Raw genomic sequence first — 14,057 nt, 5'->3', positions numbered from 1 at the left:
GTTCGCTTGCGCTAACCATACTATCCAGCCTCGCCACTCTACGGTATGATACTAACCGTACTTGACTTCCCCTCACGGTTCTGTCTTGTCTTGCGAAAGTGTACTTCGTCCCGACCGCTTAATACAACATTAAGGTGCATCGGTCGGTAGGCTACCGCTGACGGAACAGCGGGTTAAAGCTGATACCCGTAAGTATCATTCCAACAATTATCTATGCGACTTCATGTCGCACCCAAGGAATCTCCAGATGATGTACCGCCACAGCCCTCTGCTGGGCATTCACTCCAGTACCCAACATACTGGTCGAACCGAGCAACACACGTACCTTGCCGTTGTTCATATCATCGAACAGGCGTTTTCTCGCCCTCTCCGTGGTGGCACACTGGATAAACTGTATCTCGTCTGCCGGAATTCCCATTGCCACCAACTTATCCTTGATATCAATGTAGATGTTCCACTCGTTCGGCTTGTAAGTGGAAAGGTCACTGAACACGAACTGCGTTCCCCGGTTTTCGCCAGAGCGCGTGTAGTAATCATAAACCGTCCTCGCGCAAATGGAAGCCTTGTTTCCGGCATCATCGCTGAACTTGTCCCCCAGCAGGCGCATATCGAGAGCCATTTTCCGGGCCACGTTGGTAGCCACGAGCATTTTCGCCTTGTCGAGGTTGTCCGGTTCGGGCATGTCAAGCCTCAAGTCTTCCCATTTGCCACTGTGGGCAAAAGCCACGAGCCGGCCTATCATTTCTTCCTGCTGGATTGTCGGGGCATTGGAAAGGAAACGCACATTTTTCTCCGGCACGTCGAGGTTTATCATGTCGGCGGTGCGATAGTCGGTAATCTCACGCAGGAACATCGCCAGTTCCGGGACCTTAATGTAGGTACGGAAACGCTCTTTGCGTTTGATTGCACCGGTCACGTTCAGCTCGTAATCTGCGGACTTCTTGCAGAATATCGCCGCCCAAGCGTCGAAACAGTTAATCTTTTGCCGTTGTAACTCCTGCGGACGCAGGTACTTGAACATCACGTACAGCTCGGTCAAGGCGTTTACGACCACCGTACCCGAAAGAAACGTAGCCCCAAGGTCACGCCCCGTACGGCGTTGGATGTCGCGGATGGCGAACAGGAGGTTCATCGCCCTTTGGGAACCTCTGGTGTTGCCGATACCGGCTACCCTCGTGTGGCGCGTCTGGAACATTAAGTTCTTGAAAATGTGGCATTCATCGACAAAAATATGGTCTATTCCCATCGTGCGGAAATCCACGGCATCGTCTTTTCGCTTGCCGATTTTCATGCTCAACTCCTGCAGCTTGGCATTGAGGTTCTGTTTTCTCTTTTCCAGCCCCTCCTGCATCTTTCCGCTGCGGTAGCGCATGGTGGACCCTTCCAGCACTTCAAGAGAACGCTCCACGTCGTCAAGTTCTTCCGTGAAAATGTCAATCATCGTCTCCTCCGACTGCGGTATCTTGGCGAACTGATCGTGTGTCAGTATGATACAGTCCCAGTTGTTGTTCTTGATTTTGGAGAATACCTCCTGACGGTTGACAGGGGTAAAGTCCTCCTTGCCCGGGTAAAGCACTTTCGCCGTGGGGTACGCCTTGCGGAACGTGTCGGCTATCTCGTGCACGTTGGCTTTTAGTCCGATAATGAGCGGCTTGTTCACCAGCCCGAGGCGTTTCATCTCGTATGCCGCCACGCACATAATCATCGTCTTGCCCGTGCCTACCTCATGCCAGCAGATACCACCGCCGTTCTGCTTTATCATCCAAATGGCGTTCTTTTGCGAGGGATAGAGACTGTCATAAGCAAAGTGCTCGAACGTAAGATGCGGAAATGTCTGTGCCGAACCGTCATAGGCGGGGCGCACGTAGCAATTGAAACGCTCGTTATATCCTCTTGCCAGTTCGTCCCGAACCTCCACGGGCCGGTTGTCGAGCCACTGGTTGAAGCGGTCGCGTATTTCCTGTATCTTGGTGGCGGCTACCTGTATGGCATCCTCGTCGGGCACACGCACTTTTTCACCGTTACGTTCTATCTCTTTCGTGATTTCGGGAACGGTATCCTGCAGGGCGTGTGTAAACAAGTCCTCGCCGTTGCAGTTGCCCGTGGTATAGGTGTTGTAGGCGACCGCCGAATAACCTTGCAGGCGAACCAGATAGGAATCGTTCACGTCAAGGTACATCACACTCGTCTCGACCCCGAAAAGCTCGGTTGCAAATTCGGCGTACAGTTCCGGCTCGATCCACCGCTCGCCCATGTTGATGTCGAGTTCCTCGTAAGGGATCATTTCGGGGATTACCGTTTCCAATGCCTTTATCGATTCTTCCGTGTACTCCTTTTCCTTGTCCGTGAGGTCGGGCAGGCAGGAAACAAGCTCTTTGCGTTTGGCAATGACGTTTCCGGCAATGAACTTGCCCTGGTGTTCCCACTCTTCGCTGACGGGATTGTAGAATATCTCTCCTTTGAGGTCACCGACAACCTCTTCCTCGCCCTTGCCGGTGGCCTGTGTCAGGTAATCCATATCGACCCTGCCGTGGAAATTCAGGCTGCCTGCCAACGCCTCTGCCGATGTCAGTTGTACGGTGGTGTCTATCTTCTTGAACGCTACGGGTTCGCGCATAATGTCTGATTTGTATATGTCCTTTCCGACCTGCATTTCTATCGTGTACACTTCCACACCGAGGCTGTCGAGCATGATAAACTCCCTGTTGTCGTTCTCGTGGAAGTGTCCCCATTTGCGAATGAAAGCATCGTACCGTGTGTTCAGTTCCTCACGTAACGCCACCTGTTCCGTTTGTTCCTCCCTCTCTTTGGCTGACAGTTCAAAGTACGCCTCGCGTATAGGGAAATAGTCTCTCGCCCTTTCCGTGTTCACCTTGCCCTCGTCCACGGGCACAAAGTCGGTGGCTACTTCCTGATAATGATCGGATTTGCGGTATCGGACAACGCCCACCTGTTCCTCGAAAAGTAGCATCGCGCCATCTTTCATCCACGGTTTCAATTCGTCCGTGTAGGCTCGTTTACCTTTTGGAGGCTGCTTGATAGCTGCCACATTTCCGAAAAGGGACATCTGCGTGTACACTCCGTCCTGTCCGCCACCCGTAAAAAGGCTTTTCCGGAAGTAACGGCCAAAGTCAAGTTTGAGCAATGCGGCGAGATACTGCGACATGGCGTTTTCATCGCCCTGCCACTGGTATTTGCGTACATACTTGCCGTACTGGTTCTGTACAATGCGGCTACCCGTGGCAAGGGTGGTTTTCGGCAGGGTGAAAATTTTGTTGGCATGTTCGGTCATTGTGCCTGTGGTGTCCGCTTTTTCCCTGCTTACCTGCAGAAACAGTTGTTCCCGTTGTGATAGTACCGCCTTTTGCGTGTGCTTCTGGAATATCAGCAGGTCGCTGCCTACCTCGATGCCGCTTGTCTGCATGAAAAGCATGTCGGGCAGACGGACGGCACTTATCAGGTCGGCGTGGTTTACGAGGTATTCGCGCACGAACTTGTTGCCCGGTGTATCGGCTATGCCCCTTGATGTGACGAAAGCCAGCAGTCCGCCCTCGTTCAACAGCTCCACCGCCTTGACAAAGAAGTAATTGTGTATGGTCTTGGTGGCTTGTTCGTACATGCCGCCTTTCTTCCACAGTTCTGCATCGAAGACACGAAAATTGCCGAAAGGGATATTGGAGGCAATGACATCGAATTTCGTGTGTTCAAAGTCCTGCCTGTCTATCGTCTCGAATCCTGTTGTCCGTGTAATTGTGTTTTCATGCAGGAGAGAGAGTATCAGTCCCGAAACGAGGTCTTTCTCAATGGCATAGTCATACGTGCCGGACATGGCAACCGGTAGGAAGCCGCCTATGCCTGCACTCGGTTCTAGGAACGAGCGCATCGTGAGACCGTTTCCGCTGAATGTGGCGTGTATCTGCCTTACTACCGCATCGACAAGGAATTTTGGCGTATAGAATGCTGTCAGTACGGAGGCTTTGATACTCTCCATGACATTTTGCCGCATGGGTTCGGTGAAATGGGGATAGGTGTCGATTAACTCCTGCAATCGTTGTACCTGTTCTTCCATGCCGCCGCCCGTGGGCTTTTCCGTACCGATGTTCAACACTTCCTTGATGCCCCCGAAACCGGAGTATAAGGATAAAATTTCTTTCTCTTGCGCTGTGGCCTGCCTGCCCTGCACATGGATTTTCATTGCCGTTTCTATGGCTTCCACGTTCGCCGTCAGTGCTTTCAATTTGTTGTAACTCATATTTAACCGTGTTTTTATTTCCCTCTTTTCGGCCTGTTTGCGACCGCAGGGATTTATTTTTCTGCCTCGAAAAGGTGGCGGGGACAACCGGACAAGGCTGGGACGGAAAAATACGCTCGACAAGGTGGAGAGGAAGATTTTTGCGGATTCACTCGCGGCGGCAGCCGGCATTGGCAGGATTGGAACGGCCGGTTACCTTTGCGGAAAAATAACTCCACAGAGGTTGCACGGCAGAGGAGTGGAACGGAACGCTAAAAGAGGGAGAAGGGAGAATAAAAAGATAACGACCGGAGTTCCGGCTATGTAAAAGAGAATCGGCACATCTGTGTGCCGGTTACAAGTGGGTATGGCCGTCGGCAGACCGGAGCAGAAAACGCACCGGGCTTCCGCCCGATGCGCATGATTCCCGATGAGATGCGAATCAGTCTACATCGTAACCTATCATGTATTCGTTATTGATAAGCAGATAGTAATAGCCATTGAGACACCCCCTGTACTCTTTACTGAAGCCCGCTACCATGTCACCATTGTCCCGAGGCTCACACCATAACGTACCGTCATAACCGCAAAAGTCGAAGCGGCAAGTGGTAAATTTTTTCTTGTCCTTTATAGCCTGTCGGAAGAGATACATCTCTGTCGCACCGCAATACTTTTCGATTGTGGCAAGTCCGATGCACTTGCCGTCAATGCGTGTGCCGGTCGTGATGCGGTTCTCGTAAAGGGACTTATCCAAATCCGCTTCAGCGATTTTGCGAAGCCAGTCGTTCGTGTGCGTGGCAAGCCGGGCGAGTTTTTGGTATTTCAGGACCAGCTTCCTGTCCGTATTCCTTTCCTGTTCTTGATTTTGAGATGGGTAGTATATCTTCTCGATACTCGCCCAATCAGTGAAGATATAACCTCTTTTTCGTTTTCCCGGTGCGACAATGCCAATGACATTTTCGTCACGGTTGATAAACAAACGTCTGCGTTTCCCCTCAATCTTTACGTACAATGACGTGGGGTTCTTTTCGTTGCGAAGATAGGCTTCCGCCGGATGAATGGTAAGTGTTCCCATATTTACTAATTTTAAGTTCTGTTCATCTTGTTAAAAACTGTCGGGCTTACGGTTCAGAGTTTCGGAATTGTGCCGGTTCTAACCAATATGCCGTTGTGGTATAATCCGATTTCTCCCGGTTCAAACCCCATATCCCCGAACGCTACGCTTTGGAGATAGATACGGTATTTCTCACCTGAAAAATTCTTACCGCACAGGTTGTTGAAAAACATGGGTATCGAAACCCCGTCGTCGCTTGACAATATTACTTTCCCGTTCTGCCTGATTTCTTCTTTCATCTCGCTTTGTTTTAATCATTAAACCTTTTTCCCTGCTTTCGTGCCGCGGGGCTGTATTCTCTATTTTGAGGCAAACAAAGGATGAAGCGGGTGGCATCATAAGCCAAACCCGGACAGGAAACCGGCCATGCAATATAGCCTGTTTCTGTCATCCGAATGGCAATGCGGTTTGGCATCGATGTACTTCGTCCTACATTCGCCGACGAAAAGAGAGAGCAGAGCCGGCGGAAAAAAGGAAGAAATGACGGTAGGGCCGTGATCGTGCTGGTAAAATAGGCATTAGACAGGAACAGATTATGGCATATCGCGTATTTTCCCGCGTGTTTAACAAACATAATTCTCCATTTGGACGTTATCTCTTTCGATAATCATCAAAAACAATAATTATGAATACTAAACTATCCACATTTCTGCTGGCAAGCATCGGCATCGTGTCGCAAGTGCCAGCCGGCGCCTGCACGGGCATCACTCTCAAAAGCAAGGACGGGGCCATCGTCGCGGCACGTACCATCGAATGGGCGGAAAGCGTCATGAACAGCATGTATGTAGTGGTTCCCCGGAACCAGGAACTCCAGTCGCTCACTCCCACGGGAATGGACGGGATCAAGTTCAGGAGCAAGCACGGGTACGTGGGAGTGGCGGTAGAACAGAAGGAATTCATGGTGGAAGGAATCAACGAGAAAGGCCTTTCCGCCGGACTCTTCTACTTTCCCGGCTATGGCAAATACCAGCCCTACGACGCTTCCCTGAAAGACAAGTGTCTGGCCGACTTCCAGGTGGTATCCTACGTCCTGGCGGAATGCGGCACCCTGGACGAAGTGAAAGGGACACTGGAGAAAGTCCGCGTCATCCATATCGACCCCCGTTCGTCCACCGTGCATTGGCGGTTCACCGAGTCCTCGGGCAGACAAACGGTGTTGGAAATCGTGAACGGGCAGATGCACTTTTACGATAACCCGCTAGGAGTATTGACCAACTCACCGGGTATCGAATGGCATTGGACCAACCTGAACAACTACATCAACCTCCAACCGGGCAATGCTCCCGAACACCCGTTCGGTCCGTTGGAGATGAAGAATTTCGGACATGGAAGCGGCATGCTGGGATTGCCCGGTGACTTCACCCCTCCATCCCGTTTCGTCCGTGCCGCTTTCTTCCAGCTTACCGCGCCGGAACAACCGAACGCGCAGGAAAGTGTCTTTCAGGCCTTTCATATCCTGAACAACTTCGACATCCCGACGGGAACCGAACTCGCCTGGGGAAAGGCTCCCGCCGATATGCCCAGTGCCACCCAGTTCACCGTCGCATCGGACACCCGCAACCGGATGATTTATTACCGGACCATGTACAACAGCAACATCCGGTACATCGACCTGAAAGAGATCGATTTCGACGGGGTGAAATACCACGCGAAGCCCTTGGATGAAACGAAGATGCAGCCCGTCGAAAAGATAAACATACGGTAAGACGGCTTAGAACACACTGCTTTCTTCGTTACACCGGATGAAAGGGCCTTCGTCGATTCAGAAGAAAGCGAAAAATCTAAAACGTTTTGTCATTCAGAGTGTCAGCGAAGAATCTCGATTACACGAAGCAGGTTTATTCGAGATTCTTCCCCTCTTCGGTCGCCTGAATGACACAAGAGGAGATTTCTGCTAAAATAAAGATTGGACTTCCAACTATATTAATGAGGAATCAGGAGCGGACGCGATAACCAAGAGCGATAATCATTTCCAGATTGTAGTATTCCACTTCACACCCTACGCTAAGCGTTCCTTCCATTTGAACTGATATGCCCGCTTACATTCGATTTGTCCGTTTGGTACAACCCGTACGCCTGAACTCGTGTAAGCCACAATGTTTTCTCTTCAAACTTTACATCAATCTTTGTTTTGCCATCATTGGCCGTGTATATGATTATCTTATTTTCTTTCATCTCGCAACGGGGTAATTCACCGCGTGCAAAATTCACGGACAAATTCCCAAACCATTCGGTTTCGATACGGTATAATCCTGCCGAAAGACACACCTTCAATCAGACCAAGCAGAGCAAAAATATCGAGGCATACGAACATTATCACGACACGGAAATACGCGAAGATAACCACCAAGAAAATCGACAAGGATTTGACGAAGTTGGAGCACCGCCTTAACCGATTATCCGGTAAAATATTCAGTAATGTAATTTTTTATTTCGAGATGATTGCTCTTTCAACAGAAACTGCTGATTTTGCCCCCAGGAAACTGTCACAAGTGACATTAATTCGTAAAGCATGATAGTAGACAGTAATACCTATATTGAAAAGCTCTCCACCGGTCAAAAGGCAATGGACTTATCAAAATCATTACCGGGTTACGCCATTCGGGAAAGTCATTTCTTCTGAAGAGACTATTTTTCCAACATTTGCTTGACGAGGGGGTAACATTACCAAGATAACAGATTGCTGTGTCGCCATGGTAGAGTTTCGTGCACTCTCTGTTTTTACACCGGTTTGGTATCGACGTGCTTCCACCCTACATTCGCCGACGAAAAGGGAGAACGGAATCTGGCGAGGATAAGAAAAAAATAATGATAAAACAGGGATAGCGCGGATAAAACCGGGATTACGGGATGGGGATAATCGAAAATCCCGTCACCTAATGACATTTTTTTCGATTAGATATTGGCTGGCTAAAGAAAAACATCTACCTTTGTAATCGAAAACCCCGTCACCCAGTGACATAAAATTCGATTAGCGATGAAAAGTATTAAACGGAAAAAATACCTGAATGAACTCATTTCTCTGCGAAATAACGGAATGATCAAGATTATAACGGGAATGCGCAGATGCGGCAAGTCCTATCTGCTTTTTGAGATATTCACTTCGTATCTCGAAACAAGCGGTACAGCTCCGGATCATATCATAAAAGTAGATTTGGAGGATTACAAGAACCGGACCATGAGGAATCCCGACAACCTTTATGCTTTCGTGGAAAGCCGTATTATTGATGATGGAATGTATTATATCCTGTTGGACGAGGTTCAGATGCTCGACAACTTCGAAGATGTGCTGAACGGCTTCCTGAAGATGCGGAACGTGGATGTCTATGTCACCGGCAGTAACGCGAAATTTCTGTCCAAAGATATTATCACGGAGTTTCGCGGACGCGGTTTTGAGGTAAAAATGTACCCATTGAGCTTTAAGGAATATATGTCCGCCTATTCCGGTACAATGCAGGCCGGATTCAATGAATACATGCTGTATGGCGGACTTCCGCAGATATTGTCGTATGAAACCGAAGAGCAAAAAGTACGCTTTCTGAAAACGCTGTTTGACGAAACCTACATCAAGGACATCAAGGACCGCTACGACATACGTAAGGATGATGACTTGGAAGAACTCATCAACATCATGGCCTCCGGCATCGGCGCTTTGACCAATCCGAACAAATTGGCAAACACGTTCCGAAGCGAAAAGAAGTCAGTCATATCCTACGATACGGTCAAGGATTATATCGACTATCTCTGCGATTCATTCCTGGTTGAAAAGTCCACCCGTTATGACATCAAGGGCAAGCGGTATGTCAATTCCCCTTACAAGTATTATTTCATGGATTTGGGACTGCGTAATGCGCGTATCAATTTCAGGCAATCGGAGAAAAGTCATTTAATGGAAAATATGATCTACAACGAATTGAGGATACGCGGGTTTAATGTGGATGTGGGGGTTATTCCGATCGTGGTGAAAGGTGAGGACGGAAAGCAACAGCGTTCCAACCTCGAAGTGGACTTTATCTGCAATCTTGGAAGCCGGCGTTACTATATACAGTCAGCCTATCGTATGGAGTCAGACGAAAAGATAAGACAGGAACGCGCATCTTTACTTAAAGTAGATGATTCATTCAAAAAGATCATCATCATGGGAGAAGAAAGCCCCGTTACCAGAGATGAAGCCGGTATCACGACCATAAGCATTTATGATTTCTTGTTAAAGGACAATTCATTGGAATTATAAAACCCGACAAAGTTCCATGTAATCTCCATCTTGTCGCAAAAAAAGTTGTTCTTTGCGACAAGACAAACATAAAATTCAGTATTATAATATGTTGCGTGTAATGTTTTTTACATAATAGACGAGTGAAAACACTATAAAAATCATTCAAACGAATAATGACGAACGAAAGACTTGTGTTCCTGATCCTACTCTGTCTTATCGGAGGGCTGTTGCATATCATCGCTTACTGGCGGCGGAAAACCGGGGAAGCGGCGTTTACCGCCGCACGGATTGCCGACAAGGGCGAGGAACGCGACAGTTACTCCCGTCTGGCAGTGATGGCCGGTCACCGGGACGCCTGCCGTATGTTCTGCTTCTCGCGTCCCGACCTGTTCGAGGACCATCCGCCGCTCAAGCCGTTCAAGTCACGCGGTATCCGGATGGCCTTTTACGGGCATTATTACCCGTCGCGGTACAGGCCCTTGCTTAACGATGAACAACGGGCGTTCTGCCGTTCGCTCTACCAGTTCAAGGATGGCGAGATACACGGTATCGAGTTCTTCAAGGCTTGCATGGGCGCCTTACAACTGGAAAAGAAGCCTTATCATATCATGTTCATGCCGTGCAGTAACTGGATAAAATACGGCCAGAGGTTCAAACGGCTCGACTGGTACATCTGCACGCACAGGCCGGATTTGACCTCGGGGCTGTACGACGTGGACGTGTTCGAGTCCCGCGAGAGCCTGCACGAGGCCAAGGGTGCGGAGAACCGTGTCCTCGAACGTAATTACAACATCATCAGGAATATCAAGGGAAAAGAGATTATCATCATAGACGACGTGCTGACGACCGGGCAGAGCGTGGCCGACTACAAGGAGGAAATCGAACGGTGTGGCGGCAAGGTGGTAGCGGCGATATTCTACGGCAGGACCGTTACCGTACCATCGTTGTTCCTAGTAAAGGCGGCGGTCTGGTGGAAGCATCTCACTTCCGGAAGTTGTCGGCAGTGTTGATCCTTACAACACGGCTAATGCCGCCACGCACTCTTTCCGCGTGGATTCGATGTAGCCGAGTATCACCGCCGGGTCGACACTCTTGCCATCGAACTTGCAGGTGATGTGCAGGTGTTCGCCTGTGCTGCGGCCCGTCGAGCCGGTTACACCGACCACATCACGCGGGCGTACCACAGCCCCTTTGATGGTAAGGATTTTCGAGAGATGGCAGTAGCTGACAGTGTACCTGCCGTGCCGTAGGGTTACATACTTGCCGGAAACCTTGTCCTGCCCGACTTTCACGACCACCCCTTCCATCATAGCCAGCACTTCATCACCCCGCGCGTGCAAGTCCAGACCACCGTGAAACCTTTTCTTTCCCGTGAAGGGATCTTTGCGGTAGCCGTAGGGTGAAGTAATCCTGATACGGCGCAACGGGTAGCTCACGCTCAAGTAACGCTCCAACCACATTTTCCTGTCCGCATCGACGGGCGGGGCCGCCGATGTATCCTGCACGGGAACCGCGTATTCGGGCACCGTTTCCGTTTTGCCCGTACCCGCGCGCGATACTTCCACCTTGTAGCGATCGGGTATCGCAGCAACGGTATTGAATTGCGCTTTGGCGGGCACGGTACATAGCGAAACACCCGCCATTATCATCCATAAAAATTTTCTCATGCAGCAAAATTAGCACACTCTTCTTGCGGCATGGCTCCGTCGCCCGTTTTCTTTCAAAATATGAATAATTTTATAAGTTGAAATATGATTATTTATCTGAAATCATATTCCAAACATCAAAAATAGGTGTTATAAACACTTATAAACATGCGTTTTTGATTATACAAGTAAAATCACTTTATATTTGCGGGGTATAATTTACAATATAAATCGGAATATGAAAAAGGAACAATTTGAATTTAACGAGCTGCCCTATCCGGCACTTGCCCGTTTCGGGCTGACACAGGAGATGATAGAGGACTTACCCATGCGTGTTCTGGAAGAGATCGGGCAAGGGGGCTACTCGCCCGTGCTTCCCGTGCGTGTTACCGATGAGAACGGTGAAGTGATCGAGAGCCGCAGCCGTTTCGCCTTCATCCGCATGGAGAGCGGCGAAGTGGACGTGGTCTTCTATCCCGCGCTAAAATCCTCGCCGCTGGAACGTTACAACGAGGCGCAACAGAAGCAGCTGCTCGACGGCAAGGCCATTGTCGCGGACGTGGAAATGGCGAACGGACGGCACAGCAAGGCTTTCGTGCAGATTGACGGGGAAACGAAGCAGGTAATGTACGTTCCCACTCCCATCATCGCCCGCAACCTGAAAGTACTGGCCGAGGTGATACACCTCGGGGCGGTGGAAGTGAACGGGATGCAGAACGGCGACCCGTTGACAGTGGTCGTGGACGATGAACCCGTTACGGTGGGTATCGACCTGCACAACAAGACCGGCATCCGCTTCTGCGCAGGCGACACACAGCAATGGCGCGAGCAGCCCAAACGCGAGTGGGACAAGTACACGTTCGGCTGCTACGGCTGCTGGGTAATGGACGACGACGGCAACCTCGGCTACGTCCCGGAAGAGGAGTACACCGGGGAACTGTGGAACGAACAGAAGAAGAACGCCGAACGTAACCGCACGGCAGGCCTTCACAAGTAAAAACTACCTTATCCCAAGCATATAATATGGCACAACAGAAATATTATCCTGAAGAGGTACTTGTCGAGAAGATACAAAACGGTCAGTACGGCTGGCTCGACTACGTGAACCACTTCTCCGCCGAGTGGCAGGAGGAGTACGCCCGTTACTGCGAGGAGAAAGGGCTTATGGTCGGCAACGATTCCGCCGAGGCGTTTGTTCGTTACAAGGACGAACAGCTGGAGACCGCGATGGAGCGCGGCGACGCATAACGAAAACAATCATACTATCAGACTATGGCGATACGAAAAAATACCAATCCCCGGCAGATGGACTTGCAGCTCGAGATGCGCGACATGCTGATGCGCAACGGGCTTCAAGCCCATATCGCGTTTGACGGAGGGGGCTACCGGCTGATCGTTCAAGGGCACGATTCACCGCTGCTGACCTACCCGCTCACCGAGCGTCAGATGTTGGCCCTGACCGATTGGGGAACGAACACGACCAACAAGAAAGCCTACAACGTGCTCACGAGCATCGTGGGAAAGGACTTCTACATGCCCAAGAACTTCGTACATGCCCGTAACGCGAACGGTCGGGTGGCCATGGGGCTGCACGGTTACCGCATCGGTATCGGCGAGTACGGGCGCACGGGACGGCTGGGTATGCCCCCGCCGTTTCTGGGTTGGACGCCACGCCAGCAGTGGGGCTTCCACCTGCGGAGGGTCGGCGGTCAGCTTTTCTTTCCAGGACCGTCCGTCGTTCCCGAACGGTGGGACGGACGCATGAAGCCCGGCGAGCTGCAATCGGGCGGTTACGGCTTTTACTACAAGGGCGGACGAGCGGAGCAATCCGGACAATCCGCCGGACAGCGGGACGTGTTGCAGGACTTGCAGGCGGTCATCACGCCGATGGTCAGCCATCCGCGCAGCGTGGAACCGGCACGACCGTACAAGGAGCTGATCGCCTCACCGGTCTATTTCTCCAACGAGAAATGGCAGGAGTGCCTCGCCTCTCACGGCCTTATCGTGGACGCGGAGCGGCGGACACTGACCGTGCAATCGGAAAGCGTTCCTGCCGATATGGTCTATGACCTGACGGAGGAGGAAGTGAAGACACTGGTCACCGCTCCCGTCGAGGAGCAACCCGTGGAGAAGCGTCTGGAACTGCTGAACGGCATTATCAGGACGGACTTTGCCGACAAGGTAACGATGGAACAGCTTAACAGCGACAAGCGCATCGCCATCGGCCTGCATCCGGAAGTGCGGCAGGAACTGGAAGAACGGCAACGGCAGGAACAGGAAGTGTTCATGCCGCTGGAAGCCCAGGTACAACAAGAATCCATACAAGGCAGTGTCGGGGCGGTCGTGGACGGGCGCGACCTGCAACTGCTGAACGAGAACAAAGGCTGGTACCGGGAAGGGAAACACGGTCGTGAAGTGGAAGTCAGCGGGATTGCCGTGCAACCGGCGCAAACGGAGGGAAAGTACAGGATGACCGCCGTTATCGACGGACGGGTCATCAGCCACGAGATCACCCAGAAGGAATATGACAAATTCCTCGCGGTGGACGATTATCACCGCATGAAGCTCTTCTCGAAGGTATTCAGCGAAGTGGACATGAAGATACGCCCGGAGGCGAGTAAGAGTCTCGGCGTGAAGATCTTCGCCGTCCTTACCGCCGGCGCGGTGGTCGCCTCGGATGTGACGCACGGCTTCCACCATCATCACGGGCCGGAGTTCTACGGCGAGCGTTTCGGCGGACCGCCGCACCCGTACTTCAAGCCCGGTGTGGACACACCCAGAGATGTGGCCATCCGCAACTTCGAGGCGCAAATGAACCATGAAATCGGTGAAATGAGGATGGGGAGGTAA

Annotated in this window: 12 protein-coding genes and 1 pseudogene; 9 read left to right on the top strand and 4 right to left on the bottom strand. The window is 51.0% G+C overall.

Translation table 11 applies throughout. The annotated features are described in order from the left end of the window. Nucleotides 1–211: 211 nt before the first annotated feature. A complete protein-coding gene (locus HMPREF0106_RS08595; RefSeq protein ID WP_009040463.1) occupies nucleotides 212–4,252 on the bottom strand; it encodes an N-6 DNA methylase in 4,041 nt (1,346 codons plus the stop codon). Between the two features lie 124 nt (nucleotides 4,253–4,376). Here HMPREF0106_RS08595 and HMPREF0106_RS27170 point away from each other — a divergent pair, with 124 nt between their 5' ends. Further along, a complete protein-coding gene (locus HMPREF0106_RS27170; protein WP_032851482.1) occupies nucleotides 4,377–4,559 on the top strand; it encodes a hypothetical protein in 183 nt (60 codons plus the stop codon). 114 nt (nucleotides 4,560–4,673) lie between these two features. On the opposite strand, the gene HMPREF0106_RS08600 is transcribed toward HMPREF0106_RS27170, so the two are convergent. Together HMPREF0106_RS08600 and HMPREF0106_RS08605 are read right to left on the bottom strand one after the other, a co-directional pair. Then, complete coding sequence (locus HMPREF0106_RS08600; protein WP_009040462.1) at nucleotides 4,674–5,306, bottom strand: hypothetical protein; 633 nt, start codon at nucleotides 5,304–5,306, stop codon at nucleotides 4,674–4,676. A gap of 53 nt (nucleotides 5,307–5,359) precedes the next feature. Further along, entirely contained in the window at nucleotides 5,360–5,584 is a 225-nt protein-coding gene (locus HMPREF0106_RS08605; RefSeq protein ID WP_009040461.1) for a hypothetical protein, read from the bottom strand. Between the two features lie 386 nt (nucleotides 5,585–5,970). Between HMPREF0106_RS08605 and HMPREF0106_RS08610 the strand changes: the two genes are divergently transcribed. From HMPREF0106_RS08610 to HMPREF0106_RS08620, 5 genes and pseudogenes are all read left to right on the top strand, one after another. After that, complete coding sequence (locus HMPREF0106_RS08610) at nucleotides 5,971–7,050, top strand: linear amide C-N hydrolase (RefSeq protein ID WP_009040459.1); 1,080 nt, start codon at nucleotides 5,971–5,973, stop codon at nucleotides 7,048–7,050. A gap of 447 nt (nucleotides 7,051–7,497) precedes the next feature. Continuing rightward, nucleotides 7,498–7,737 carry a hypothetical protein gene (locus HMPREF0106_RS0124940; protein ID WP_157133818.1) on the top strand — a complete coding sequence of 80 codons (240 nt, stop codon included), beginning with the start codon at nucleotides 7,498–7,500 and terminating at the stop codon, nucleotides 7,735–7,737. Between the two features lie 120 nt (nucleotides 7,738–7,857). Continuing rightward, nucleotides 7,858–8,006: pseudogene (locus tag HMPREF0106_RS28290) on the top strand (ATP-binding protein); the annotation flags it as partial. Nucleotides 8,007–8,322: 316 nt separating this feature from the next. Then, nucleotides 8,323–9,579 (top strand): ATP-binding protein, encoded by a 1,257-nt coding sequence (locus HMPREF0106_RS08615; protein WP_009040457.1) that lies wholly within the window; start codon nucleotides 8,323–8,325, stop codon nucleotides 9,577–9,579. A 155-nt stretch (nucleotides 9,580–9,734) separates the two neighbouring features. Continuing rightward, nucleotides 9,735–10,571: a phosphoribosyltransferase gene (locus tag HMPREF0106_RS08620; RefSeq protein ID WP_009040456.1), complete on the top strand. Its 837-nt coding sequence runs from the start codon at nucleotides 9,735–9,737 to the stop codon at nucleotides 10,569–10,571. 3 nt (nucleotides 10,572–10,574) lie between these two features. Here the strand turns inward: HMPREF0106_RS08620 and HMPREF0106_RS08625 are convergent, their stop codons facing one another. After that, on the bottom strand, nucleotides 10,575–11,228 hold the full coding sequence (locus HMPREF0106_RS08625; RefSeq protein WP_009040455.1) for a M23 family metallopeptidase: 654 nt from the start codon (nucleotides 11,226–11,228) through the stop codon (nucleotides 10,575–10,577). A gap of 217 nt (nucleotides 11,229–11,445) precedes the next feature. Between HMPREF0106_RS08625 and HMPREF0106_RS08630 the strand changes: the two genes are divergently transcribed. From HMPREF0106_RS08630 to HMPREF0106_RS08640, 3 genes are read left to right on the top strand one after another with little or no spacing between them, the layout of a single operon-like run. Then, nucleotides 11,446–12,204, top strand: coding sequence for a DUF4099 domain-containing protein (locus HMPREF0106_RS08630; RefSeq protein ID WP_009040454.1), 759 nt, complete (start codon nucleotides 11,446–11,448; stop codon nucleotides 12,202–12,204). 26 nt (nucleotides 12,205–12,230) lie between these two features. After that, the gene (locus HMPREF0106_RS08635; RefSeq protein WP_009040453.1) at nucleotides 12,231–12,455 is read left to right on the top strand and encodes a hypothetical protein; all 225 of its coding nucleotides are present in this window, start codon (nucleotides 12,231–12,233) and stop codon (nucleotides 12,453–12,455) included. A gap of 24 nt (nucleotides 12,456–12,479) precedes the next feature. Continuing rightward, nucleotides 12,480–14,057: a hypothetical protein gene (locus HMPREF0106_RS08640; protein WP_009040452.1), complete on the top strand. Its 1,578-nt coding sequence runs from the start codon at nucleotides 12,480–12,482 to the stop codon at nucleotides 14,055–14,057.

This window comes from Bacteroides sp. D22, assembly GCF_000163675.1.
GTDB classification, from domain to species: domain Bacteria; phylum Bacteroidota; class Bacteroidia; order Bacteroidales; family Bacteroidaceae; genus Bacteroides; species Bacteroides xylanisolvens.
The sequence above is the reverse complement of the archived record's forward strand: the minus strand, read 5'-3'. Positions and strand labels throughout refer to the sequence as shown.

Bases quoted from the DNA above. Each gene is read 5' to 3' on its own strand.
- HMPREF0106_RS08610 (WP_009040459.1), top strand. From the start codon at position 5,971: ATGAATACTAAACTATCCACATTTCTGCTGGCAAGCATCGGCATCGTG.
- HMPREF0106_RS08630 (WP_009040454.1), top strand. From the start codon at position 11,446: ATGAAAAAGGAACAATTTGAATTTAACGAGCTGCCCTATCCGGCACTT.
- HMPREF0106_RS08605 (WP_009040461.1), bottom strand. From the start codon at position 5,584: ATGAAAGAAGAAATCAGGCAGAACGGGAAAGTAATATTGTCAAGCGAC.
- HMPREF0106_RS08635 (WP_009040453.1), top strand. From the start codon at position 12,231: ATGGCACAACAGAAATATTATCCTGAAGAGGTACTTGTCGAGAAGATA.
- HMPREF0106_RS08640 (WP_009040452.1), top strand. From the start codon at position 12,480: ATGGCGATACGAAAAAATACCAATCCCCGGCAGATGGACTTGCAGCTC.
- HMPREF0106_RS08600 (WP_009040462.1), bottom strand. From the start codon at position 5,306: ATGGGAACACTTACCATTCATCCGGCGGAAGCCTATCTTCGCAACGAA.
- HMPREF0106_RS08615 (WP_009040457.1), top strand. From the start codon at position 8,323: ATGAAAAGTATTAAACGGAAAAAATACCTGAATGAACTCATTTCTCTG.
- HMPREF0106_RS08595 (WP_009040463.1), bottom strand. From the start codon at position 4,252: ATGAGTTACAACAAATTGAAAGCACTGACGGCGAACGTGGAAGCCATA.
- HMPREF0106_RS08620 (WP_009040456.1), top strand. From the start codon at position 9,735: ATGACGAACGAAAGACTTGTGTTCCTGATCCTACTCTGTCTTATCGGA.
- HMPREF0106_RS0124940 (WP_157133818.1), top strand. From the start codon at position 7,498: ATGATTATCTTATTTTCTTTCATCTCGCAACGGGGTAATTCACCGCGT.
- HMPREF0106_RS08625 (WP_009040455.1), bottom strand. From the start codon at position 11,228: ATGAGAAAATTTTTATGGATGATAATGGCGGGTGTTTCGCTATGTACC.